Annotated in this window: 21 protein-coding genes; 14 read left to right on the plus strand and 7 right to left on the minus strand. The window is 67.9% G+C overall.

Annotated features, from left to right (window positions below):
• The first annotated feature begins 40 nt into the window (after window positions 1–40).
• Window positions 41–493 (plus strand): nitroreductase family deazaflavin-dependent oxidoreductase, encoded by a 453-nt coding sequence (locus tag VEC57_18170; protein HYC01067.1) that lies wholly within the window; start codon window positions 41–43, stop codon window positions 491–493.
• On the opposite strand, the gene VEC57_18175 is transcribed toward VEC57_18170, so the two are convergent.
• From VEC57_18175 to VEC57_18185, 3 genes are read right to left on the minus strand one after another with little or no spacing between them, the layout of a single operon-like run.
• Complete coding sequence (locus VEC57_18175) at window positions 450–3,599, minus strand: multidrug efflux RND transporter permease subunit (protein ID HYC01068.1); 3,150 nt, start codon at window positions 3,597–3,599, stop codon at window positions 450–452. The two genes, VEC57_18170 and VEC57_18175, sit on opposite strands and share 44 nt — an antisense overlap.
• Window positions 3,596–4,906 carry an efflux RND transporter periplasmic adaptor subunit gene (locus tag VEC57_18180; GenBank protein HYC01069.1) on the minus strand — a complete coding sequence of 437 codons (1,311 nt, stop codon included), beginning with the start codon at window positions 4,904–4,906 and terminating at the stop codon, window positions 3,596–3,598. The genes VEC57_18175 and VEC57_18180 overlap by 4 nt, the downstream gene beginning before the upstream one ends.
• Window positions 4,903–6,351: an efflux transporter outer membrane subunit gene (locus VEC57_18185; protein ID HYC01070.1), complete on the minus strand. Its 1,449-nt coding sequence runs from the start codon at window positions 6,349–6,351 to the stop codon at window positions 4,903–4,905. Before VEC57_18185 ends, VEC57_18180 begins: the two co-directional genes overlap by 4 nt.
• Before the next feature lie 197 nt (window positions 6,352–6,548).
• Here VEC57_18185 and VEC57_18190 point away from each other — a divergent pair, with 197 nt between their 5' ends.
• Window positions 6,549–7,247, plus strand: coding sequence for a CerR family C-terminal domain-containing protein (locus VEC57_18190; GenBank protein HYC01071.1), 699 nt, complete (start codon window positions 6,549–6,551; stop codon window positions 7,245–7,247).
• Window positions 7,248–7,295: 48 nt separating this feature from the next.
• The gene (locus VEC57_18195) at window positions 7,296–8,525 is read left to right on the plus strand and encodes an acetyl-CoA C-acetyltransferase (GenBank protein HYC01072.1); all 1,230 of its coding nucleotides are present in this window, start codon (window positions 7,296–7,298) and stop codon (window positions 8,523–8,525) included.
• A 49-nt stretch (window positions 8,526–8,574) separates the two neighbouring features.
• Here VEC57_18195 and VEC57_18200 read toward each other — a convergent pair whose 3' ends face one another.
• Complete coding sequence (locus VEC57_18200) at window positions 8,575–9,501, minus strand: glutathione S-transferase family protein (protein ID HYC01073.1); 927 nt, start codon at window positions 9,499–9,501, stop codon at window positions 8,575–8,577.
• 221 nt (window positions 9,502–9,722) lie between these two features.
• Between VEC57_18200 and VEC57_18205 the strand changes: the two genes are divergently transcribed.
• Together VEC57_18205 and VEC57_18210 are read left to right on the plus strand one after the other, a co-directional pair.
• Window positions 9,723–10,643: a TIGR03564 family F420-dependent LLM class oxidoreductase gene (locus VEC57_18205; protein HYC01074.1), complete on the plus strand. Its 921-nt coding sequence runs from the start codon at window positions 9,723–9,725 to the stop codon at window positions 10,641–10,643.
• A gap of 109 nt (window positions 10,644–10,752) precedes the next feature.
• Window positions 10,753–11,151 (plus strand): hypothetical protein, encoded by a 399-nt coding sequence (locus VEC57_18210; GenBank protein HYC01075.1) that lies wholly within the window; start codon window positions 10,753–10,755, stop codon window positions 11,149–11,151.
• Window positions 11,152–11,243: 92 nt separating this feature from the next.
• On the opposite strand, the gene VEC57_18215 is transcribed toward VEC57_18210, so the two are convergent.
• A complete protein-coding gene (locus VEC57_18215) occupies window positions 11,244–11,861 on the minus strand; it encodes a hypothetical protein (protein ID HYC01076.1) in 618 nt (205 codons plus the stop codon).
• Between the two features lie 73 nt (window positions 11,862–11,934).
• Here VEC57_18215 and VEC57_18220 point away from each other — a divergent pair, with 73 nt between their 5' ends.
• Genes VEC57_18220 through VEC57_18230 form a run of 3 tightly spaced genes read left to right on the plus strand, consistent with a single transcriptional unit; the run spans window position 11,935 to window position 15,055 of the window.
• On the plus strand, window positions 11,935–12,453 hold the full coding sequence (locus VEC57_18220; GenBank protein ID HYC01077.1) for a hypothetical protein: 519 nt from the start codon (window positions 11,935–11,937) through the stop codon (window positions 12,451–12,453).
• Window positions 12,450–14,177 (plus strand): GMC family oxidoreductase, encoded by a 1,728-nt coding sequence (locus VEC57_18225; GenBank protein ID HYC01078.1) that lies wholly within the window; start codon window positions 12,450–12,452, stop codon window positions 14,175–14,177. The genes VEC57_18220 and VEC57_18225 overlap by 4 nt, the downstream gene beginning before the upstream one ends.
• A gap of 32 nt (window positions 14,178–14,209) precedes the next feature.
• Window positions 14,210–15,055, plus strand: a complete 846-nt coding sequence (locus VEC57_18230) for a 2-oxo acid dehydrogenase subunit E2 (GenBank protein HYC01079.1) — start codon at window positions 14,210–14,212, stop codon at window positions 15,053–15,055.
• A 175-nt stretch (window positions 15,056–15,230) separates the two neighbouring features.
• Here the strand turns inward: VEC57_18230 and VEC57_18235 are convergent, their stop codons facing one another.
• Window positions 15,231–15,644 carry a nuclear transport factor 2 family protein gene (locus VEC57_18235; protein ID HYC01080.1) on the minus strand — a complete coding sequence of 138 codons (414 nt, stop codon included), beginning with the start codon at window positions 15,642–15,644 and terminating at the stop codon, window positions 15,231–15,233.
• Window positions 15,645–15,745: 101 nt separating this feature from the next.
• Between VEC57_18235 and VEC57_18240 the strand changes: the two genes are divergently transcribed.
• From VEC57_18240 to VEC57_18265, 6 genes are all read left to right on the plus strand, one after another.
• The gene (locus tag VEC57_18240; protein ID HYC01081.1) at window positions 15,746–17,647 is read left to right on the plus strand and encodes a sialidase family protein; all 1,902 of its coding nucleotides are present in this window, start codon (window positions 15,746–15,748) and stop codon (window positions 17,645–17,647) included.
• A 90-nt stretch (window positions 17,648–17,737) separates the two neighbouring features.
• Complete coding sequence (locus tag VEC57_18245) at window positions 17,738–19,147, plus strand: OB-fold domain-containing protein (GenBank protein ID HYC01082.1); 1,410 nt, start codon at window positions 17,738–17,740, stop codon at window positions 19,145–19,147.
• Between the two features lie 40 nt (window positions 19,148–19,187).
• On the plus strand, window positions 19,188–20,360 hold the full coding sequence (locus VEC57_18250) for an acetyl-CoA acetyltransferase (GenBank protein HYC01083.1): 1,173 nt from the start codon (window positions 19,188–19,190) through the stop codon (window positions 20,358–20,360).
• A gap of 163 nt (window positions 20,361–20,523) precedes the next feature.
• Window positions 20,524–21,210, plus strand: coding sequence for a transglutaminase-like domain-containing protein (locus VEC57_18255; GenBank protein HYC01084.1), 687 nt, complete (start codon window positions 20,524–20,526; stop codon window positions 21,208–21,210).
• Between the two features lie 358 nt (window positions 21,211–21,568).
• Window positions 21,569–21,769, plus strand: a complete 201-nt coding sequence (locus VEC57_18260; protein ID HYC01085.1) for a hypothetical protein — start codon at window positions 21,569–21,571, stop codon at window positions 21,767–21,769.
• A gap of 163 nt (window positions 21,770–21,932) precedes the next feature.
• A complete protein-coding gene (locus VEC57_18265) occupies window positions 21,933–22,694 on the plus strand; it encodes a crotonase/enoyl-CoA hydratase family protein (protein ID HYC01086.1) in 762 nt (253 codons plus the stop codon).
• Here VEC57_18265 and VEC57_18270 read toward each other — a convergent pair.
• The gene (locus VEC57_18270) at window positions 22,657–23,349 is read right to left on the minus strand and encodes a nitroreductase family protein (protein ID HYC01087.1); all 693 of its coding nucleotides are present in this window, start codon (window positions 23,347–23,349) and stop codon (window positions 22,657–22,659) included. The two genes, VEC57_18265 and VEC57_18270, sit on opposite strands and share 38 nt — an antisense overlap.
• Between the last annotated feature and the right edge of the window lie 16 nt (window positions 23,350–23,365).

The following is a 23,365-nucleotide window of genomic DNA, read 5'->3' on the forward strand; positions in this document are numbered from 1 at the left end:
GAAGCTCGAATGCAAAGCTGATCTCTGAGGTGCTGCAGCGATGAACAATGCGCAGAAGTTCTGGAAGACGCTCGGCGAGAGCAGCTTCTACAAGAACATGGGCAAGGTGCACACGTGGCTGTACCGACGCTCGGGCGGCCGCTTCGGCCACAAGACCGGACCGTTCTCGAACCTGCTGCTGACCACCAAGGGCCGCAAGAGCGGCCAGCCGCGCACGTGCCCGCTGACCTACTTCGAGGACGATGGCCGCTATGTGCTCATCGCATCGAACGGCGGCAACGACCGGCACCCGGCATGGTACCTGAACCTGCAGGCGGACCCGACCGCCACCGTCGACATCGGCAGCGAGCGAAGGACCGTCACCGCCAGCACCGCCGCCGGCGCCGAGCGCGAGCGGCTGTGGAAGGCGGCAGTCGACATGAACCCGCAGTACGGCGTCTACGAATCCATCACGGCGCGGAGCATTCCGGTCGTGATTCTGTCGCCGAAGTGATTCGCCAGCGCATCTCGACCAGTCGCTGAATCAGCACGAAGAACAGCGGCACGAAAAAGACCGCGAGGAACGTCGCGGCGAGCATGCCGCCGATCACGCCGGTGCCGATGGAACGGCGGCCGGCCGCGCCGGCGCCCTCGGCCAGCGCCAGCGGCACCACGCCCAGAATGAACGCGAGCGAGGTCATGAGGATCGGGCGCAGGCGCAGCAGCGAGGCCTCGATCGCCGCTTCGACGATGCCGCGTCCCTGACGCCGCAGCGTGGCGCAGAACTCGACGATGAGGATCGCGTTCTTCGATGCGAGCCCGACCAGCGTCAGCAGGCCGACCTGGAAGTAGACGTCCTGCGCGTAGCCGCGCAGCAGCAGAGCCAGCAGTGCGCCCAGCACTGCCAGAGGAACCGCCAGCAGCACTGCCACCGGCAGGGTCCATCGCTCGTACTGCGCCGCCAGCACCAGAAAGACGACGATGAGCCCGAATGCCAGGACGATCGGCGCCTGGTTGCCCGCGCGCAGTTCCTGGAAGGAAGCGCCGCTCCATTCGATGGCATAGCCCGGCGGCAGGTGCGCGGCCGCCAGCTTGCGCATGGCATCGATGGCCTGTCCGCTGCTCCGTCCCGGCCCGGTCGAGCCCGTGATCTCGACTGCGGGATAGCCGTTGTAGCGGCTGACGACGTTGGGCCCTGCGCGAAACCTCATGTCCACGACCGCGGACAGCGGCAGCATGTCGCCGTCGCCGTTGCGCACGTAGATGCGCTCGATGTCCTGCGGGGATCGCCGAAACTCCGGCTCGGCCTGCAGCTGCACGCGCCAGATGCGCCCGAAGCGGTTGAAGTCGTTGACGTAGAGCGCGCCGAGGTAGGCCTGCATCGGCTCGAAGACGTCGGCGAGGCGCACGCCCATCATGCGCGTCTTCTCGCGATTCAGCTCGACGAACACCTGCGGCAGCGTCACGCGCAGGGTGGCGCTGACGTCGGCCAGGTCCGGATCGCGGCGTGCGGCATCGACGAGTCCCGTGACCACTTCGGCCAGTTCGGCGATCGTGCCGCCGCTGCGCTGCTGGACCTCGACGGTGAAGCCCGAGCGGGTGCCCAGGCCCTGGATCGGCGGCGGATTGAGGCCGACGACGACGCCGTCGCTGACCGTTGCCATGAGCGCACGGCTGTCGTGGATGACGTCGGCCGCGCTCATGCCGGGGGCGGTGCGCTCCTCGAAGGGTCGCAGCGACGCGAACATAAGGCCGGAGTTCGTGCTCGCCGATCCTCCCGTCATGGCATCGTATCCGGCCAGCGACACGACGTTGTCGACGGCCGGATGCCGGCGGAAGAAATCCTCCGCCTGCGCGATCACCTGCTGTGTCTTGTCGAGCGAGGAACCGTCGGGCAGCACGATGATGCCGATCACGTAGCCCTGGTCCTCTTCGGGCAGGAAGCCGCTCGGCACCAGCTCGCCCAGCCGCCAGGTGGCGAAGCAAAGCAGGCCGAACACGGCCAGCGTCACCGCCGACGCACGCAGGGCCACGCGGACGCCGGCGCCGTACGCGGCAGTCACAGCGGCGAGCGCGCGGTCTATGCCGCGGAAGACGACGTTCTTGCGGCCGGTCCCGCGCCGCAGCAGCAGTCGGCACAGCGCCGGGCTGAGCGTGAGTGCGACCAGCCCGGAGATGGCCACGGACAAGGCGATGGTCACCGCGAACTGCTTGTACATCTGGCCGGTGAAGCCGCCGAGGAAGGCGACCGGCACGAACACCGCCGACAGGACGAGCACGATCGCGATGACCGGCCCCGTCACCTGCTCCATGGCCTTGATCGTGGCCTCGCGCGGCGAGAGCCCTTCCTCGTGCAGGATGCGCTCGACGTTCTCCACCACCACGATCGCGTCGTCGACGACGATGCCGATTGCGAGCACGAGTCCGAACAGCGTCAGCGTATTGATCGAGAACCCGAGCGCGAGCATGCCGGCGAACGTACCGATGATGGCCACCGGCACCGCCAGCAGTGGAATGAGAGTGGCGCGCCACGACTGCAGGAACACGAACACGACGAGGATCACGAGCGCCACCGCCTCCAGCAGCGTCTTGATCACCTCCTGGCTGGACGCCCGCACGAACACCGTCGTATCGAACGGGACCGTCCAGGAGACGCCGGCGGGGAAGGAGACGGCCGCGTCCGCCATCTCCGCGCGCACCGCTTCCATCGTGTCGAGCGCGTTGGCGCCGCTCTGGAGGTTGACGATCATCAGCGTCGTCGGCTGGCCGTCCAGCCGCCCGACCAGGCTGTAGCTCTGCGCGCCCAGCTCGACGCGCGCCACGTCCTTCAGTCGGACCAGCGCGCCGTCGCTGGTCGCGCGCAGGATGATGTTGTCGTACTCGGTGGCATCGCTGAGACGCCCGCGCGTGAGCACCGGCAGCGTCAGCTCCACCGGCTCGCCGGTGGGCCGCTGGCCGAGCGCGCCGGCGGGAAAGACGGCGTTCTGGTCGCGCAGCGCCGCCGCCACGTCGGAGACCGTCATTCCCTTGAGGGCCAGCCGGTCCGGATCGATCCAGATGCGCATGGAGTAGTCGCGGTTGCCGAACACCATGGCATCGCCCACGCCCGGCACGCGCTTGATGCGGTCGAGCAGATTGATGGTGGCGTAGTTGCTGAGGAACAGCTCGTCGTACGCGGCCTGCTCCGAGCGCACCGCCACCACCGCCAGGATGTTGCTCGTCGCCTTGACCACGGTGATGCCGTTGCGCACCACTTCCTGCGGCAGCTTCGGCTCGGCGGTGGCCAGACGATTCTGCACCTCGACGGCAGCCAGATCCTGATCGGTGCCGATCTCGAACGTGACGGTGATGCGCGTGGAGCCGTCGTTGGCGCTCTGCGAACTGAAGTACAGCAGGTTCCTGATGCCGCTGAGCTGCTGCTCGATCGGCGCCGCCACCGACTCGGCCACCGTCTGCGCATCGGCGCCCGGGTACATCGCCATGATCTGGATCTGCGGCGGCAGGATCTCCGGATATCGCGCCACCGGCAGCACGGCGATGGACACTGCGCCGGCGAGCAGGATCAGCAGCGACAGGACGATGGAGAGGACCGGACGGTCGATGAACACCCGCGAGATCATGACTGCGGTCCGCGCGTACTTGCGCCGCCGTCATGCGCGGCTGCCGCGCCGAATTCGCCGGCCGGTGCCGCTTCCGAGGCGATGGTCACCTGCATGCCGGGTCGCACCGTCATCAACCGGTCCACGACGATCCGCTCGCCCGCCTCCAGGCCGCGCTCGATGATCCAGTGATCGCGGCCGGACCACTCGCCGAGCACGACGGGCCGCGACTCGACCACCTCGCCCTTGCCGACAACGAACACCGCGGCGCCCGAGGGGGACTGCAGCACTGCCGATTGCGGCACGCGCAGTGCATCGAGGCGATGGATGCCGAGCACGTTGGCGTGGATGAACTGTCCCGGCCGCAGCGTGCCGGCCGGATTGGGCACCTGACCACGCACGACGCTGGTGCCGGTGCGCTCGTCGACCTGCACGTCGACGAAGTTGATGCGGCCGCGGTGCGGGTAGACGCTGCCGTCGGCGAGCGTGATCTCGAGCTCGGTCTGCTGCGGCTCGGGCGCGTCGATCTGCCCTGCAGCCTCCTGGCGGCGGAACCGCAGCGTTTCCTGCTCGCTCACCGAAAAGCGCACGTAGATCGGATCCACCTGCTGGACCACGGCCACCAGCCCGTTCTGCGCGGCGTCGACGTAGCTGCCGACGTCCTTGAGCGCGCGGCCGATCATCCCGGTGATCGGGGAGGCGATGCGCGTGTAGCCGAGCTGGAGTTCGGCGGCGGCGATGTGTGCCTTGTGCGATTCGACCTCGGCGGCCGCCACGCGTTCCTCCGTCTGCCATTCCTCCAGCTCCCCGGCAGTGGCCGACTGCCGCGCCGCCAGAGCCTGGAAGCGCCGCAGCTGCTGCCGGGCGCGCTCCTGACGGGCCACCGCGCCTGCGAGACGCGCGCGGGCCTGCGTCAGCTCGACCTCGTGCGGGCGCGGGTCGATCTGGAACAGCCTTTGTCCTTCCCGGACACGCTCGCCTTCGGTGAACGTGCGCGCCTCGATGTGGCCTGCCACGCGCGCACGGATCTCGACGACCTGCGAGGCTTCGGTCTGACCGAGAAACCGGAAGGGCATCGGCAGCGTTTCCCGCTCGACCTTTGCCACGCGCACCGCGACGGGAGCCTGCGGCGCGGCGACCTGCTCGTGCGTCGGCGCGCCGTCGCCGCGGCTCCAGAAAAGCCACGCACCGGCAAGAACCGCAGCCAGCGCCAGCGCGGGCAGTCCGCGCCGCACCAGATGGAACGCGAGCCGGTCGCGCGGCGCACGCTCATCGTGCTCGCAAGCTTCCACCCGGTCGGAATGCACCTCGTGATCGTTCTCGTTCATCGTCTCCGCTCAGGGTTGCCTGCCGCCGAAGCGGCAACGTTCGTCGCCGGCTGCTCGAAATCTCCGCCGAGCGCGCGATGAAGGGCCAGCCGCTGGCGAAGACGGTCGGTGCGCACCTGCAGGAGCTGCGCGCGGATCTCGAAGTCCTGCCGCCGCACCACCATCAGCTCGACGATCGACTGCACGCCCGCCTCGTAACGGTCGGCGGCGATGCGGCTGGCGTTGCGCATCCGCGCTGCCGCCTCGTCGAGTTCGGCATGGCGCGCGGCCAGGTGCTGCTCGTTCGCGAGCGCGGTCTCGACTTCCCGAAATGCATCGATGGCCGTGCTCACATAGGCCGCGAGTGCCTGCCGCTGGCGCGCGCCGGCGATCTCCTGTTCGGCCGTCAGGCGTCCGCCCGACAGCACCGGTGCCAGCAGATTGGCGCCCGCGGACCAGATCGCGGCGGATGGATCGAGCAGCGAGCCGAGCGATGCCGTCAGCGTCAGCTGCGGAAGCCGCGCCGCGCGCGCGGCCTCCCGCTGATGGAATGCCGCCGACACGCGGCGGTCGGCGGCAAGGATGTCGGGCCGGCGCTCGAGAAGCTGCGAGGGAACTCCGAGCGTGGGCTCGGAAGCAATGCGCGGCAGCCTTCGCGACACGGCGAGCTCCGAAGCCGGATAGCGCCCGAGCAGCGCCTCGAGCGCCTGCACGAGCTCCTGCTGCGCGGCCTCGTCGCGCGCGACGGCGGCAGCCGCGGCAGCGACGTTGGCATCGCCGAGCTCGGCTTCGAGCTGCGTGCCGACGCCCGTCTCGACCTTGTCGCGAACGATGGTGGCGGTGCGGCGCTCCTCTTCGAGCCGATCGCGGTCGATCTCGAGCAGCTCGCGGGCGGCAACGGCCAGGAACCATGCGTCGGCGACACCCGCGGCCAGCGACAGGCGTGCCGCCTCCCAATCCAGGCGTGCGGCCTCGGCGTCGTCGCGTGCGCCGCGCACTCCGGCACGAAGGCGGCCCCACAGATCGATCTCCCAGGATGCCTGCGCGCCGATCGAGTGGGTTTCGCGGGCAGGAACCACCGCGCCGGCGTCGCCGCCGCCGGCCTGCGCGCCGGCGTCCGCGCGAGGAAGAAGCAGGGAACGCGCCACCGCGATGCGCGCGCCCGCCTCCTCCCAGCGCGCCGCCGCAACCGCCAGATCGGGATTGCCGGCCATCGCCTCGGTGGCCAACGCGAGAAGCGTGGGATCGCCAAAGCTGCGCAGCCACCCGTCCTCAATCGTTCCCTCGCGCGACGGATGCGCTGCCGCGAAACGGGCGGGCACGACGTCGAGCTGCTGGCGCGCAAGGTCGGCGGGAGCGGTGGCTGCGCAGCCCGTCAGCGTCAGCGCCGCAGCGAGCAGAGCGCGCCGTGCCGTCGCGGCCAGCGCGCCGGGCGTTACGGCCGCGGCGAGCGCTTCACGCGGCATGGGCGCCGCGACCGACCGATGCGGGCCGCACGTGCGCAGCCGCGCGCCCGTGCCATCGCCGCGGCCGGAGGGGTGGGAAGGATGAAACACGGGCACGAATGGATATTTAGAAAATGCATTCTACAAATCAAGGTTGTCTTTCGAATATGTTTTCGAATAATGGGCTGTCCTCGCGCACGTGGGGACACGGACGCAGGGTGCCGAACGTCAAAAACAACCTTTCTGCGCAGGACACGCAGCGCAGGCTCCTGGAAGCCGCGGGAATCGTGTTCGCCGAGCGCGGATTCCATTCGGCGACGATCAAGGACATCACCGATCGTGCCGGCGCGGCGCTGGCCTCGGTCAACTATCACTTTCGCGACAAGACGGAGCTTTACGCCGCCGTGATCCGCCGCATCCAGACCGATGCCGCGCGCATCGTTCCGCCGGTGGAGGAGCAGACGGGGCCGGCGATCTCACGGTTGCGCCGCGCGATCCTGCACGTCGTGCAGCAGATGATCCGGCGCGGGCAGCCGCCGTGGGAGCGCATCCTGATGGCGCGCGAGCTGGCGCAGCCCTCGCCCGCGCTCGACCCTCTCATCGAGACGGTGGGCCGTCCGTTGCACGAGCGCCTCGGCGCACTGATCGCCGAGGCCACCGGGCGGCGCGAGGACGACGACGCCGTCATTCTGGCGACATCCAGCGTCATCGGCCAGTGCCTGTATCACGTCGAGCACCAGTCGCTCATCCATCGCCTGCACCCCCAGCTTCATGGTGAACTGGACACGGACCAGATCGCCGATCACATCGCCGAGTTCTCCCTCGCCGGCATCCGCGCCATGGCACGCAGACCCGAGGCGAACGGCCACAAGGCGGCGGCGCCGCGCAAACGTAGGCGGCGCGGAGGGCGCCCTTGATCATGCATGCTTCCTTTCTATAGTCCGCCGCTCTCTCAGGAGGAGACCATGGGAAACGCCTACATCATCGACGCCGTCCGCACGCCGCGCGGAAAGGGCAAGCAGACCGGCTCGCTGGCAAGGCTGCATCCGCATCAGCTGCTCGGCACCTGCCTGAAGGCGCTGACGGACCGCAACGAGTTCGACCCGCGTGACGTCGAGGACGTCGTTGCAGGTTGCGTGACGCCGGTGGCGGAGCAGGGCGGAGTCATCTCGCGCTTTGCCGTGCTCGATGCCGGATGGCCCACGGAGGTCACGGGCGTGCAGCTCAACCGCTACTGCGGTTCGGGTCAGCAGGCCGTCAACTTCGCGCTCATGGGCGCTGCCTCCGGCTTCCAGGACCTCGTCGTCGGCGGCGGCGTCGAGCAGATGTCGCGTCTGCCGATGGGCTCGGACAAGTCAGGGCTGGACGCGCACAACCGCCACCTGCGCGAGCAGCATCCGCTGGTGCCGCAGGGAATCTCCGCCGACCTCATCGCTTCGCGCGAAGGCTTCACACGCGAGGATTGCGACAAGTTCGCGCTGCGCAGCCAGCAGAACTGCAAGCGGGCGATGGCCGAGGGCCGCTTCGACAAGAGCATCATTCCCGTACGCGACTACGACGGCACACTCGTGCTGGACCGCGACGAGTTTCCTCGCCCGGAGACGACGCTCGAAGGCCTGAGCCGCCTCGAGCCGTCTTTCGCCGCGATGGGCCCGTACGTACAGAAGGGCGACACGCTGTCCTTCGACGACAAGGCCAGGAAGGTCTATCCGGAGGTCGCCGAGGTGCGCCACGTGCACACCGCCGGCAACTCCAGCGGCATCGTCGACGGCGCCTCGGCGGTGCTGATCGCGTCGGAGAAGTACGTCAGGGAGCGCGGCGTGAAGCCGCGAGCGCGCGTGCTGTCCATGGCCACCATCGGCGACGAGCCCGTCATCATGCTGACCGCGCCCGCGCCTGCCTCCGAGCGTGCGCTGAAGAAGGCCGGCATGGACTACAAGGACATCGACCTGTTCGAGGTCAACGAGGCGTTCGCGGCGGTGGTTCTGAAGTTCCTGCGCGAGAGCAAGGTCGATCCGGACCGCGTCAACGTCAACGGCGGCGCCATCGCGCTCGGACATCCGCTCGGCGCCACCGGCGGCATGCTGATCGGCACGGCCCTCGACGAGCTCGAACGCAGCGACAAGACAACCGCGCTTATCACGATGTGCATCGGCGGCGGCATGGGCATCGCCACGATCATCGAGCGCTGCTGAACGGGCGGTTGCCGCCGCCCTGTCCGGCGACCTACGCGCGAGGCGCGGGTCAGTGCGTGCCGTTGCCTGCCGGCCGCATGTAGTAGCCGGTGCGGGGAAAGTGCACGGCGACGCGCCCGACCTGCGGATCCTCGCGCGCCAGGACGATTTCGTGTTCCCCCAACGCCGCCAGGCGTCCCACGAATACGTCCTGGGGAAGATCGTCGGAGGAGATGCCGATCGTCGTGCCCAGCGCAACGCCGGTCGGATCGTCCGTGACGCATTCGCCGATGTCCTGCGGCTCGCTATCGCGCGCGGCGGCCATCGCTTCCTCACCCGACATCGGAACGGCGTTGCCGAGACCCATTGCTTCGATGCGCTGCATCCAGTCCGCCAGCGAGGGACGCGAGTAGATGATCTCCCGCGCGACCGGATCGTTGCGGACGAACCAGAACGTGTGAAAGACGGCAGCGTCGGCGATGCTGAAGCGGTCGCCGAGCACGTAGCGCATCCGTGAAAGCGTGGTCTCCAGGTTCGCGCACGCCGACTGCAGCGCGCCGCGTGCGCCGGGTACCGCCGCGCGAAACGTCTCGATGCTCATCTGCGGGAACATCTTGCGCCGATCCTCGAACAGCTCGGGCGGGAGCACGTCCGAGAGCGCGGTGAACACCAGCGGCACCATCGCGAAGAACAGCAGCTTGTCGGCCCACAGCGCAGCGGCTTCCCCGGCGGCGGCATTGCCGTCGATGTAGATGGAAGGATCCGGCGCAACCGCTTCGATCTTGCGCGCGATCAGGGCGCTGTCGCAGTAGATGTCCGCGCCGATCTGCATGACGGGGATTCGCCGGTAGCCGCCGGTCAGCGGCGTCAGGTGGGGCTTGGGCATCCACGCCGGCTGATCCACTTCGCGGTAGGTCAGCTTCTTGTGCGCGAATACCTTGCGGATCTTCTCCGAGAACGGCGACATGGCGTACTGGTGGAAGATGATCTCTGGCATCGGCGCGTTGTAGCGGAGGGCGGTGCCTCATCCAACGCCGGCGCAGCAGCAGGACCTGGTCATGCCGTCTCGCCGACTGACTCATCGTTCAGGCGTGCTCGACGTTGCAGCGTTTTCGCAGGCACGCGGCCGAGCCCGTCATCGCGTTGGAGCGCAATGTCTGCTACGCGCGCCTGCATCGGGCCGGAGACCGCTGGGAGACGGCAGAAGGAGAGCTCCTCATGAAGATGGGAATCGTGCTGACCGGACAGAACGAGACGCTCGAGCAGGCGGTGGAGGCGATCGTGCGCGCCGAGGCCGACGGATTCGATACCGCCTGGCGCCCGCACATCATGGGACTGGATGCGCTGATGGTGCTTGCGGTGGCCGGACAGCGCACCAGCAGGATCGAGCTCGGCAGCGCCGTCGTGCCGACCTATCCGCGGCATCCTCATTCGCTGGCGCAGCAGGCTGCCACCGCCAATGCCGCCACGGGCGGCCGGCTGGCGCTCGGCGTCGGGCGCAGCCACCAGGTCGTCATCGAGAACATGTTCGGCCTTCGCTACGAGAGCGGCATCGCGCACATGCGCGAGTACGTGACCGTCCTTCGAACACTGCTCGACGAAGGCTTCTGCTCCTTCGAAGGAAAGCTCTACCGCGTGCAGGCGCCGCTGGAATCGCGCGAGGGAAAGGGGATTCCGATCCTGATCGGAGCCTTGATGCCGAAGATGCTCGAGGTGTGCGGGCGTCTTTGCGAAGGGACGCTGACGTGGATGTGCGGCCCGCGCTACGTCGCCTCCACCATCGTTCCGCACCTGCAGGCGGCATCGGAGGCCGTCGGCCGCCCCATGCCGCGCGTGGTCGTCTCCCTTCCCGTCTGCGTGACCGACGATGCTGCGGCAGCCAGGGAATTCGCATCCAGCCAGTTCGCGATCTACGGGCAGCTGCCGGTGTACCGGTCGTGCCTGGACGCCGAAGGCGCGGCGGGCCCGGCCGACATTGCACTGGTCGGAAGCGAGTCCGAGGTCGAAGCGGGCCTGCGGCGGATCGCAAGCGCCGGCGCCAGTGATTTCTACGCCGGCATCTTCCCCGACGGCCGCCAGGGCTCCGATTCGGTGCAGCGAACGCAGTCGCTGCTCAAGAGCCTGTGCGGGAAGGTTTGAGGAGCGGTGCCCTGGCTCCCGTGTCAGGCGCACGTTCGATAAGGTGAGCGCCGGCGGCGGCCTCTGCACGTCCAGCCGACGATACGCGGGCGCAGTCACAGGAGGTACGATGAACAGCGATCGAGCCTTTCGCATCTATGCGGTTCTGTTCGGCCTGCTCGCGATCTCGAACCTGACCAAACCGCTGGAGATGAGCCAGGAGGTGGGCTTCGTCTTCTTCGGGCAGCGCCTGAAGGGCACGCCGAACCTGCTCATCGCGCCGCTGTTCGGCCTCTACATGGCCGCGTACGCCTACGGCTTGTGGAAAAAGCGCCGTTTCGCGCTGCCGATGGGCCTTCTCTACGCAGGCTACGTTCCACTCAATCTCTTCCTGTTTCGCGTTCGCATGCCCGAGGAGGCCAGCGCCAACTCCCTGTTCGGCATCGTCTACATGATCGTCGCCATCGGCGTCTCCTGGAGCGCGGCTCTCCTGCTGCTGCGTCGGGCGGGGGAATTGAACGGGCGCTGACCGCGCCGCGCAGTGTGCGGCACGGTCAGCGGCAGCCATCCCTTCGCCGGTGCGGGAGGTTACGGAGACGATCCAGGCCGGCCGAAGGATGATCAGACCGAGAGCAACTCGCGCACGACGACGAAGTAGCTGCCCATCTCCTTGCCGCCTTTGACGGCCGACCCGATGAAGACGTCGCCCGCGACGCGGCGCATGTAATCGATCATGTTGCCGTAGACGAACTGCGTGATGCCGGCGTCGTTGCGCTTGACCGGCGGCCAGGAGGGCAGGCCGCGCCGCGGGACCTGCGTGTAGTCGAACGCCGCGCCGCCAAGCGTGTTGCCCGAGGTGTCGTGCAGGACGTAGTAGCCGGGTCCGATGACCGGACGGATCTTCGTCTCGTTGTAGCCCCAGGCGACGTTGCCGGCGTCGGCGTCGGAGGGACGGAAGCAGATCTTCTCGAAATCGGTGAAGGCGGGCAGAGAATTCTTGCCGTGGAAGATGACCGCGCGCTGGCGCGGATAGTCCGGCGGCACCATGTCGTCGACGCTCACCGGCTGCGCGCTCGCGGCAGCCTTCCACAGCGCGCCCTGAAGCTTGCTGCCCTGCAGCTCGCGCACCGCCGCGATCCGGTCGGCCAGAGCAAGAGAATCCAGATGTGCAGCGATCTCGGCGAGGTCGGGGGACGGGCGCGACAGAAGTGCCTTGAGAGTCTGGCCGGGCTGTGTCATCAAGCGATCTCCTGCAGGCGGGCGACTTTGCAGGCTGTTTTGCCGGCCCCGGATGATAGCAGCGTCCGGTCCCATGGCAACGCAATCTACGCCAACGAACGGTCCATCGGTGCTCGGCAGAACGTCCATGCGCATTCTCATGCACGCCATCGCGGTCATCCGGCCGCGCGGCGGGCCCTTTGATGCGGAGATCGATGGCGACGTCGCACGCGGCGTCCTCAGCTTCCTCCCGCATCTGCCAGCGCCGACGCGCTGGGCATTTCCTCTGGGCCTGCGGTTGCTCGAGTACGGGCCGGTCCTGTTCAAGGAGGGCTTTCGCCGGTTCACCGACATGGATCAGGAGACGGCCGGCCGCTACCTGCATCACTGGGAACGCGCTGGCGGCGCGGCCTCGCTGCTGTTCCAGGGCGTGCGCGCCCTGGTGCTGGTCAGCTTCTACCAGCACCCGAAGATCCTGCATGCGATGGGAGTGGACTGGCAGGCGCGTGCGGACGAGCGAGTTCTCTACCGTGCGCGAGTGCTGCGTACCGTGCGCGATGCGGACGCGCAGCAGCATGCGCCCATGGCAGCCGTACCCGGAGGCCGGCCATGAGCGAGACCGGACCGCGTCTCGTCCATTCGGCCGCCGGCTCGCTGCGACCGCCCGAGCACGACCTGGAGTATCCGAATCATGAAGATGGCATGACGCTCGGCCACGGTCGCGAGCGCCGGCATTTCGCCGCCGACGTCGTCATCGTCGGCAGCGGCGCCGGCGGCGCACCGGCTGCGCGTCTTCTGCGGGAAGCCGGCTACGACGTGCTGATGATCGAGGAGGGCGGCCTGCACCGCACCGAGACGTTCCGAACCGATCCGCTCCCCTCCTTGCAGCGCCTCTACCGCGATGCCGGCACGAGCTCGATCATGGGCCGGCCGCCCATCATGTTCGCCGAAGGTCGCTGCGTCGGCGGCTCCACCGTCATCAACGGCGGCATGTCCTGGCGCACGCCCGAGCGCGTGCTCGAGCAGTGGAGCGGCGAGTTCGGTCTGGAGCAGACCGATCCGGCGTCGATGGCGCGCCATTTCGAGGAAGCGCAGCGCATCCTGCACGTCGAGCACCAGCACGAAGACACGCTGGGGCGCAACGACGCGTTGTTCGTCGCCGGCGCGCGAAAGCTCGGATGGCGCGTCGAGAACAACCCGCGCAACATGCACCGCTGCGTCGGCCTCAACAACTGCGGCCTCGGCTGCCCGACCGGCGCCAAGCGCTCGATGCTCGTCACCGAGATCCCGCGGGCGTTGACGGCCGGGACGCGGCTGCTCAGTCACGCCAAGGTCGATCGCATCCGCTTTCGCGGCGGCCGCGCGGTCGGCGTGCGCGGCCACTTCGTCGACGAGCGCGGCCGTGCCAAGAACAGCGGCGGACGGCGCCTCGGCAGGTTCGAGGTCGAGGCGGACCTGGTCGTGCTCGCCGCGGGCGCGCGCCACACGCCCGGCATTCTCATGCGCAGTCTGATCTTCGGCGGCCAGGTCGGACGCAACCTGCACACGCATCCCAACGCCAAGGTCGTCGGCGTCTTCGAAGAGAAGGTCAACGCCTGGATCGGGGCGCATCAGGCGCACCAGATCCATCAGTTTCTCGAGGAAGGCGTGCTCCTGGCCTACGCCGGCGTTCCGCCTGGCATCCTCGCCACCGGCATTCCCGGCTTCGGCCGCGAGCACGGCGAGCGCATGGCGCTCTACAACCACATGATGGCCGCCGGATGTCTCGTCGAGGACACCGGTGTCGGGCGCGTGGTCCTCGGGCCGGACCTGCAGCCGTGGATGACTTTCCAGCTTTCGCCGAAGGACGTCGAAACGGTGCATCGCGGCGTGCGGCTGGCGGCCGAGCAGATGTTCGCCGCCGGCGCGCGCTCGGTGCTGCTGCCGTTCGGCGACCTGCCCGAGCTGCACGGTCCCGATGACCTCGTGCAGATCGACCGCCGGCCGCGCAAGCGGCACAACATCGAGCTGATGACGGTGCACATCATGAGCAGCACGCGCATGTCGCGCGACAAGCGCGGCGGCGTCGTCGACGCGTGGGGACACGTGCACGGTGTCGAAGGGCTTGCCATTGCCGACGCCGGCATCATTCCCTCTTCGATTGGCGTCAATCCGATGGAGACGATCGTGGCGCTGTCGCTGCGATGCGCGGAGCGATGGGCCGAGGAGCTGGGTCGGCGCCGCATGCGCAGTCCGGTGGCCTCTGCGCCGGCATCGCCGGCGGCGGCATCGGGGCCGCACGCGGACGGCACCGAACAGGCCGGCGCTGCGGCGTCGATGGTGCCTGCCTCGGTCTGAGCCACGAGACATTCGATCAAGGAGACCTGGCGGTGCCGATCTTCGAGCGACCCGTGTTCGAGCGTCCTGACGGCGATTACGTCGGCGACATGCATCCGGTGCGACGCATCATGCCCTTCATCATGCCGTCGCGGAACGAGTCGGCGGTGCTCTGCCGCGAGCAGGTGCTGGCGGGGCCGGCCAGGGCATTTCTGGAGGAACTCAACGCCCGCCGCCCGGCAGATCGGCCGGCCACGATGTTCCATATGGTCCTGCGGGCGCTGGCGCTGGTGCTGCACGAGCGGCCGCGCGTCAATCGCTTCGTCGTCGGCGGGCGCTACTACCAGCGCCGGGGCGCGTGGCTGTCGTTCACCGGCAAGCGCGGCATGAGCGATGACGCGCCGATCTACACCGTCAAGCGCGAATTCCCGAAGGAAGAGACGTTCGAGCAGATGGTCGACGCGGTCTGGGACCGCCAGCTCTTCGGCCGCTCAGGGAAGGAAAGCGAGACCGACAAGGAGATCAGCCTTCTGCTGAAGATGCCGCCGGTGGTGCTGAAGTGGTTCGTGCGCATCGGGCGTCGCCTCAACGAGTGGAACCTCTTTCCGGCTTCCATGATCGCAACCGACCCGCTCTTCTCGAGCATCTTCGTGGCCAACCTCGGCAGCGTCGGCATCGACGCCTGCTACCATCACAACTACGACTACGGCACCATCCCCGTCTTCGTCACGATGGGCCGCATCAAGATGACGCCCGTCGTCGATGAACACGGCAACGTCGTTGCTGCCGAAACTTTCGAGCTCAAGTACACCTACGACGAGCGCACCGAGGATGGCTTCTACGTGGCGCGCGGCCTCGAGTTCGTGAAGAGCTGTCTCGAGAACCCCGAGCGTCTCTGAGGCCGGTGGCCGCGCGTAGCGCCACCGGCTTCGTTGCCCGTCCCGTGCTCGCCCCGGCGGGCCTCCAGCGCGCCTGCGCTGCGTGCGCGCCGAGCGCCTTGTCTCGGGACCACTCTTCCCCGGCCGACGGACCAGATCCTGACACCGACAGCAGGCGATGGCCGCCATGCGGCCATCAATCGCGGGAGGACCATTCGCCGAGCACGCGCATCGTCTCCTCGAAATTGTAGATGTCCTCCTGATACGACCACTGGTTGTCGCCCGCATACTCGCAGATCGAGACGCCGGAGAACTCGTAGAAGCTTCCGTCGGGGCGCTGGCCAGGCAGGCGGTTCCACCACTTGTAGACCAATCGATTACCGTCCACGCAGACCCATTCGATGGGGAAGGTCCAGCCCTTGCACCGTTCCATGATGGGCACGAGCCAGGCCAGGATGGCGTTGCGGCCGCGAAACGTTCCCTCGTGGTGCTCGACGTAGACGGCATCGTTCGTGAAGCACTGGCCGAAGCCTTCCCAGTCGTCGGCGTCCTGAAAGCTCATGCGACGGGCGTGGGCAGCCATGATCTCTTCGCGCGAGTAGTCGCTCATCTTACGGCTCCGGCCTCCTTGAAACGTCTTCCGCAGGCACCTAAGGTGCGGACGGCGCGCAATTTCTGCGATGCCCTCTTTCGGTCTTCGGGGGTTAGAACATGAATCCACGCCTTTTTCTCGTGGCCGCGCTGCTCGGCCTTCTCCTGCCCGCCAGCCAGGCGCTCGCACTGATCTCCTTTGGCGCGCCAGGCGCGCTCAACAGCACCGCCGCCGCCGACTCCGACGACCAGGCCAATGAGGACGTCGATGCCCAGCCCGATGTTGCGAGCGACGGCATCGCGACGTGGGTTTCCGTTTGGAGCTCGGACAACTCGCTGGGCGGAACGATCGGCGCCGACTCCGACATCCTCTTCGCCCGGTCTGCCGATGACGGCGCCACCTGGAGCAGCGCCTCCGCCCTGTTCAGCGGCGCAGCCACCGACGGCGTTGCTTCCGATACCGAGCCGCGGGTGGCGGCGAGCACGTCGGGCGTTTGGGTGGCGGTGTTCGCATCCACGACCAATCTGGCCGGGGGCAGCGGCGACCTCGACGTCTTCTTCTCCCGATCCACCGACAACGGCGGAACGTGGAGCAACCCGGCCCGGCTCAACTCCGACGGCGCTTCGGACGGAATTCTCGACCAGGACTTCCAGCCCTCCATCGCCACCGACGGGGCCGGGAAATGGGTCGCCGTGTGGAAGCTGCAGGCGCTCGGCGGCCCCACCTTCAATCAGACCTACTACAGCGTCTCGACCAACAACGGGTTTTCCTGGTCGTCGCAGCTTCCGCTCGGCTCCCAACAGACGGCCAACATCGGGCTGGGGCAGGGCACGGACGTGGTGTTCAACGGGAGCGACTTCGTTGCGGTGTGGGGAAGCACCGACGACGTCAGCGGCAACGGCATCGACGGCGACATCCTCTACGCGATCATCGATGGCGGCACCCTGACCGCCGGGGCCGAGGGCGTGCTCAACAGCAACGGCGGCACCGACAGCGGCGCCGACATCTATCCGTCGCTCGCCGTCGACGGCACCACCGTCGTCGCCACCTGGCAGTCCAACGAGAATCTCTCGGGGTCGGGGACCGACTCCGACATCCTCGTCTCGCGATCGACCACGGGGGGCAGCTCCTGGTCGGCCGTCACCTTGCTCGCCGACAACGCCATCTCCGATATCGGCGCGGACGAACGCCCGAGCGTAGCCACCGACGGCGAAGAGTTCATCGTCGTGTGGGGGTCGGACGATCCGCTGGGCAAGCTGACCAAGACCGATGGAGACATCCTGACGGTGCGCTCGAGCGACGGCGGCGTGTCCTGGACGAGCGTTGCGCCGCTGGCCTCGACGGCCGGCAAGGACAAGGGAGCCGACAGCCTGCCGGCCATCGCCGCCGACGGGAACAGCGACACCTGGGCCGTGGTCTGGGAGTCCACCGACACGCTGTTCAACACGCTCGGCGTCGACGAGGACATCCTGTTCTCGCACGCGGAGCAGAACTGTCCCTCCGCTCCGGTTGCCGCCGCCACCTGCTTCGAGCCGACGCAGGCCGGCGCCTCCTCTCTCACCATCAAGGAGAACGGCGCCAAGGACTCGCTGGGCTGGAAGTGGAACAAGGGCCAGGATGTGGACAAGGCTGCGGACCTGGCCGACCCGCTGACGACCGCGGACTATGTCTTCTGCCTCTACGACGAGACGGGCGAGACGCCGACCCTGATCGCCGAGCTGGACGTTCCCGCCGGCGGCAACTGCTTCTCCAAGCCGTGCTGGAAGGAGACGACGACCGGTTACTCCTACAAGCACAAGTACGGGTCGGCCAGCGGCATGAGCGTGTTCGCCGGCACCGGCGGGAAGGCCAAGGCCAGCGTCAAGGCAAAGACCGGATTCGCTGCGCCCAGCCTGCCGCTGGATCAGGACAGCCAGGTCAGCGCGCGGCTGCACAACCTCAGCAACAGCAAGTGCTTCGCTGCCGAGTTCTCAGGCAACGCGGCAAACGACGCCGGACTCTTCAAGGCAAAGTCCGACTAGAGTAGCCGGCCACGCGCGACGGGACTCCGACGGCGCGAGAGTGTCTTCTCGCGCCGTCGCCTTTTCCGCCGTCTGCGATACGGAAGCGTCATGGCGGGAATCGTCTCCTTCGGTACCTACGTTCCCTTCCACCGCATCGCCCGCAACACCATCGGCGCAGCTTTGGGCACCGCCGGCGGCAAGGGCGAGCGCTCGGTGGCCTCCTACGACGAAGACGCGGTGACGATGGCGGTGGAAGCCGCGCGCGATGCGTTCCACGGCCGCGACCGCAGCGCCATCCGTGCGCTCTACTTCGCGACCACCGATCCGCCCTACATCGAGAAGCTGAACGCAGCGACGATCCACGCAGCGCTGGACCTGCCGCGCGACGTCCGCTGCCTCGACGTTGCGTGTTCGCTTCGCGCGGGTCTCGGGTCGTTCATCGCGGCCGCCGAGGCGGCTGCCGCCGGCGGTCAGGCTCTTGCCGCCATGGGCGACATTCGCATCGGCGCTCCCGAGGGCGCAGCAGAATCGGGCGGCGGCGACGCCGCCGCAGCGTTCGTGATGGGGAACGAGGATGTCGTTGCGGAGATAGAGGCCACGTATTCGGAAACGCTCGAATTTCTCTCCAGCTGGCGCCTTCCCGGTGAGCGCTTTTCGAAAGGCTGGGAAGAGCGATTCGCGCTGACGCAGGGCTGGGGTCCGCTGCTCACCAGCGCCGCCAAGGGCCTGCTCGGCAAGGCAGGGGTCGAGGCTTCCGAGCTTGCTGCCGTGGTCGTGGATGCTCCCAATCCACGAGCAGTGGCGGCTTTCGTCGCGCAGGTCCGGCTGTCGCCGCAGCAGGTCGTCGATCCCCGCCTCGATACCATCGGCCATGCGGGCGCCGCGCAGGTCGGAATCATGCTGGCCAGCGCGCTCGAGAACGCCAGTGCCGGCGATCGTATCGCCGTCTTCTCGGTATCCGACGGAGTCGATGCCGTCCTGCTGCGCGTCACCGGCGCCATCGCCGGCCGCCGTCCCCGTCACACCGTCGATGGCTGGGTGGCCTCCAAGCGCGCGGACCTTCCGTACACGCGGCTGCTGAAGTGGCGAGGCATCCTGGAGACCGAGCCGCCGCGGCGGCCCGATCCCGAGCGGCCGGCCGCTCCGCCATCGCTGCGGTCGCAGCGCTGGAAGTACGCGCTGGCCGGCAGCCGCTGCCAGGAGTGCGGCACCTCCCACCTGCCGCCGCAGATCGTATGCGTGCACTGCGGCGCCTCGCGCAGGATGGAGGAGGTCGGTTTTGCGGAGGCGCGCGCGGTGGTGAAGACCTTCGCGGTGGATCGCCTCGCGTTCACGCCGCAGCCTCCGATGGTGGCTGCCGTCATCGACTTCGAAGGCGGTGGCCGCGTCCAGAGCGAGCTGACCGACGTGGAGCCGGAAAAGGTCAGAATCGGGGACCCGGTGGAAATGACGTTCCGTCGCCTGTTTACGGCGGATGGCGTTCACAATTACTTTTGGAAGGCGCGGCCCGCGCGCTGAGCGCGGCGACCGGGGCGCGCGACGGATTCAGGAGCGGATCATGGCAAGCAACGGCATCAGGGATCGGGTCGCCATCGTCGGCATGGGCTGCACCGCCTTCGGCGAGCACTGGAACCGCAGCCTCGATGATCTTCTGGTGGAGGCGGCCGAAGCCGCCTATGCCAGCGCCGGCGTCGACCGCGATCGCGTCGACGCCTACTGGCTCGGGACCATGGGCAACCTTTCGGGGCTGACTCTGTCGGAGCCGCTCAAGATCCAGTACAAGCCCGTCACCCACGTCGAGAACTACTGCGCCACCGGCTCCGAAGCGCTGCGCAACGCGTGCTACGCCGTGGCATCGGGTGCCTACGACTGCGTCATGGCCATCGGAGTCGAGAAGCTGAAGGACTCGGGCTTCTCCGGCCTCGTCGTGACGCCGCCGCCCAGCGACGGGACCGCGGCGGCGATGACGGCGCCCGCGCAATTCTCGCTACTTGCGCCGGCATACTTCAAGAAATACGGGCTTGATGACGAGACCGGCAAGGAGGTGCTGTCGCGCATCGCGTACAAGAACCACGCGAACGGCGCCAAGAACCCCAAGGCCCAGTTCCGCAAGGAAGTGCCGCTCGAGCAGATCCGCTGCTCGCCGCGCGTGGCCGATCCGCTCGGGATCATGGACTGCTCGGGCGTCAGCGACGGTTCGGCGGCGGCCATCGTCGTGCGCGCCGAAGACGCGCACAAGTACACGGACCGGCCGATCTTCATCAAGGCCCTGTCCTTCATCGCGGGCCCGGCGGCCGGGCCGTTGTCGCAGGACTACGACTTCACCAGCTTCCCCGAGGTGGTCGCTTCGGCCCACGACGCCTACAGGCAGGCGGGAGTCCGTAACCCGGCCGAAGAGATCTCGATGGCCGAGGTGCACGACTGCTTCACGCCCACCGAGCTCGTGCTCTATGAAGATCTCGGATTCGCCGAGCGCGGCGGCGCCTGGCGCTCGGTCCTCAACGGCGACTTCGATCTGGACGGTCGCCTGCCGGTGAACCCGGACGGGGGCCTGAAATCCTTCGGACATCCCATCGGCGCCTCCGGGCTGCGCATGATGTACGAGATGTGGCTCCAACTGCGCGGAGAAGCCGGGCCGCGGCAGATCAAGGACCCGAAGCTCGGGCTGACGCACAATCTGGGCGGCGCACCTGGCCGCTGCGTAAGCTTCGTCTCGGTCGTCGGTCGCTGACGCCTCCCCATCGGCACGACGCCGACGGAGCAGGTCGAGGATTCGACTGCCCTTCACGCGAAACTCGCGGCATCGCGCCAGCGGCAGCCTTGTTCTTTCTCCTCACGCGCGTCTGTAATGAGGCGGTGGGACAGTCGTCGCCGGCGCGTCGACTGACAGGAGAATGCCTCAAGACGCGACGACCTTGTTTGCCGACCTCGTCAGCCGGGCCGACAGCGACATCCATTTGCCTGCGGCTGCGCTGGCCATCGCGCGCATCCAGTATCCGCACCTGGACATGGACGCCTACCTCGGCGAGGTCGCCGAGCTGGCCCGATCGGCCGCGCGGGCCGTGGCGACGGCGGACGAATCGGATCCGCTCATTCCGCTCCACGAACTGCTCTTCGAGGAGTACGGCTTCGACGGCGACCGCAAGAGCTACTACGACCCGCGCAACAGCTTCCTGAACGACGTGCTGGAACGGCGGCGCGGCATTCCGATCACGCTCTCGGTGCTGTACCTGGAAGCCGGTCGGGCGGCCGGTATCGAGCTGGAAGGGGTCGGCTTTCCCGGCCACTTCATCGTCTACCATTCCACCACCGGCCGTTACGTGGACGTCTACAACCAGGGCCGTTTCCTGGACCGCGTGGCGTTCATGGATCTCCTGCGCCGCCAGGGGATCGCGCCCGAGGCGTGGCGCGACGACTTCCTCGTGCCCGTGTCGCACACGCAGATGCTGTCGCGCATGCTCAACAACCTTCGCCGTCACTATACGCAGGAAGGAAACCAGCGCGCGCTGCTGACGGTCGCCGAGATGACGCACGTCCTGGAGGCGGCTAGGGAGCAGGGACGAGGATCGATGGTGCAGTAGAGGCGGCCGACGCGCATCGCGGCCGATCTGCGTCGTTGCGCGCCTCGTCGCTCACTCCAGCGGGCCTCCAGCCCGCGTACGTTCGCTTCTCGGGGCGCGCCTGGCATGTCGGCCACTCTGCGCGCCGCCTTTGAGACATGCGCGGGAACAGTGCCGCAGGAATGTGCGGGGGGCTTGCCGCAGGGCTCTGCAGCGTCCGAGCCCACGACGCTGCGAAAAGCCCATGAAATCGCGTCGTCGTGCGCTCGGATCTCGACGTCAGGCGATCGTGTCGCTGGCACGATTTTCGGATCGCGTGGCACACCAAGGTCTGGCTGCGACGCTGCAGATCAGCGTGTAGTCGAAGGAGGTTGTCGCAATGCGAACGGATTTGGCGCGCTGGACCTTGGGTACGACCCTGTTTGCCGCGTTCTGGTTCGGGTCGATGCTGGCGGTGGTGACCGTCGGCACGGCTCACGGGCAGGCGGCGGATCGTGACATCCATGTGGCAGGCGCGCATCGGGCGATGTTCACCGTTTCCGACCCGGTGCGCGCAACCTTCGATCCGTCGCCATCCTAGGTCAGGATCAGGTTCTGCATCGCACTCCGTGCAGGGCCTGATCCTGATCGCCGGTGTAGCTTCTTCGGGAATTGTGCTAGCGGGCGCGAGCCGAAACGCCGCGCCTTCACACCGCCGAACGCCCCGGGCTGCGGCGGCGTTGCCGGCGCACCAAGGAGCGCCCGTGGTCGACTTCGAAACTCGCGGCAACGTCGCCATCCTCACCATCAACCGCCCCGAGGCACGAAACGCCGTCAACGGCGAAGTCGCTCGTGGCATCGAATCGGGACTCGACCGTCTCGAATCCGACGAGAGCCTGTGGGTCGGCATTCTTGCTGGCAACGGGCCGGTCTTCTGCGCCGGCGCCGATCTCAAAGCCATCAATTCGGGGCAGGCTGCGGAGCTGGCGACGGCCAGAGGCGGCTTCGGCGGCCTGGTCGCGCGGCAGCGCACCAAGCCGCTGATTGCCGCCGTCGACGGCCCGGCGCTGGCCGGCGGCACCGAGCTGTGTCTGGCGTGCGACATGATCGTTGCCAGCACACAGGCTCGCTTCGGCGTCCCCGAGGTGAAGCGGTCGCTGGCTGCGGCGGCCGGTGCGCTCTTCCGGCTTCCGCGCGTGCTGCCGCGCAACGTCGCCAATTTCCTCGTCGCCACCGGCGAGCCCATCTCCTCCGAAGAATGTGCGCGCTACGGAATGGTCAATGTCCTGTGTGAGCCGGGACAGGCTCTGCAGAAGGCGATCGAGCTGGCCCAGCTCGTGGCGAAGAACGCGCCGCTGGCGGTGCGCGAGAGCATGGCCGTCATGCGCGAGTGCGCACTGGCGGACGACGAAACCGGCTTCCGCCGCTCGACTCAGGCGATGATGACGCTGGCGCAGACCGAGGATTTCTGGGAAGGCCCGCGTGCCTTCATCGAGAAGCGCGATCCGGTGTGGAAGGGGAAGTGACGAGCTTCTCCCAGTGCAGGCAGTCGTCGACGGGTCTGCGCTGCGGGCGCTTGTACGGAATCATCGGCCATCCGATCGGAATGAGCGCTGCCGAGGGCTGAGAAGGCTGCAGACCGAGGTACTCGTCGAGCTCGCGATGGAACGCGAGCTGCATCGTCGTCAGGCACGCGCCGAGCCCGACGGCGCGGCATGCCAGCAGGATGTTCTGGATCGCCGGAAACAGCGCCTGCACCTGCGGCTCTGCGCGGCGCGTCCAACCCGCCACCACCAGATGCACGGGGACCTCGGCGAAGTGTTCGGCCAGATAGATCGCCGATTCCATGTTGGCGCGTTTGTGGCGCGGGTAGTCCGGCGACCGCGCCGCTTCCACGGCCGGCGCGATGTACTCATCGAACGCGCGGCGGTATCGCGCTGCGATCCACGCGCGGCGTTCGGCCTCCGTCACCGCGATGAAGATCCACGGCTGCCGGTTGCCGCCGCTCGGCGCGAACGTGCCGGCCTCCACGACCTTGCGGATGAGCTCGCGCGGCACCGGATCGGGCCGCAGTCGCCGGATCGCCCGCGTGGTGCGGATACCTTCGAGAAGCGGCACGTCTTCGCCGATGGTTGCGACGTCGATGCATTCGGCGTCGCTGCCTGCGTCGCCGCCGTTCACTTCATCACTCCCTCGC

The organism is Candidatus Limnocylindrales bacterium (assembly GCA_035626395.1).
GTDB lineage: Bacteria > Desulfobacterota > Binatia > UBA1149 > CAITLU01 > DASPNH01.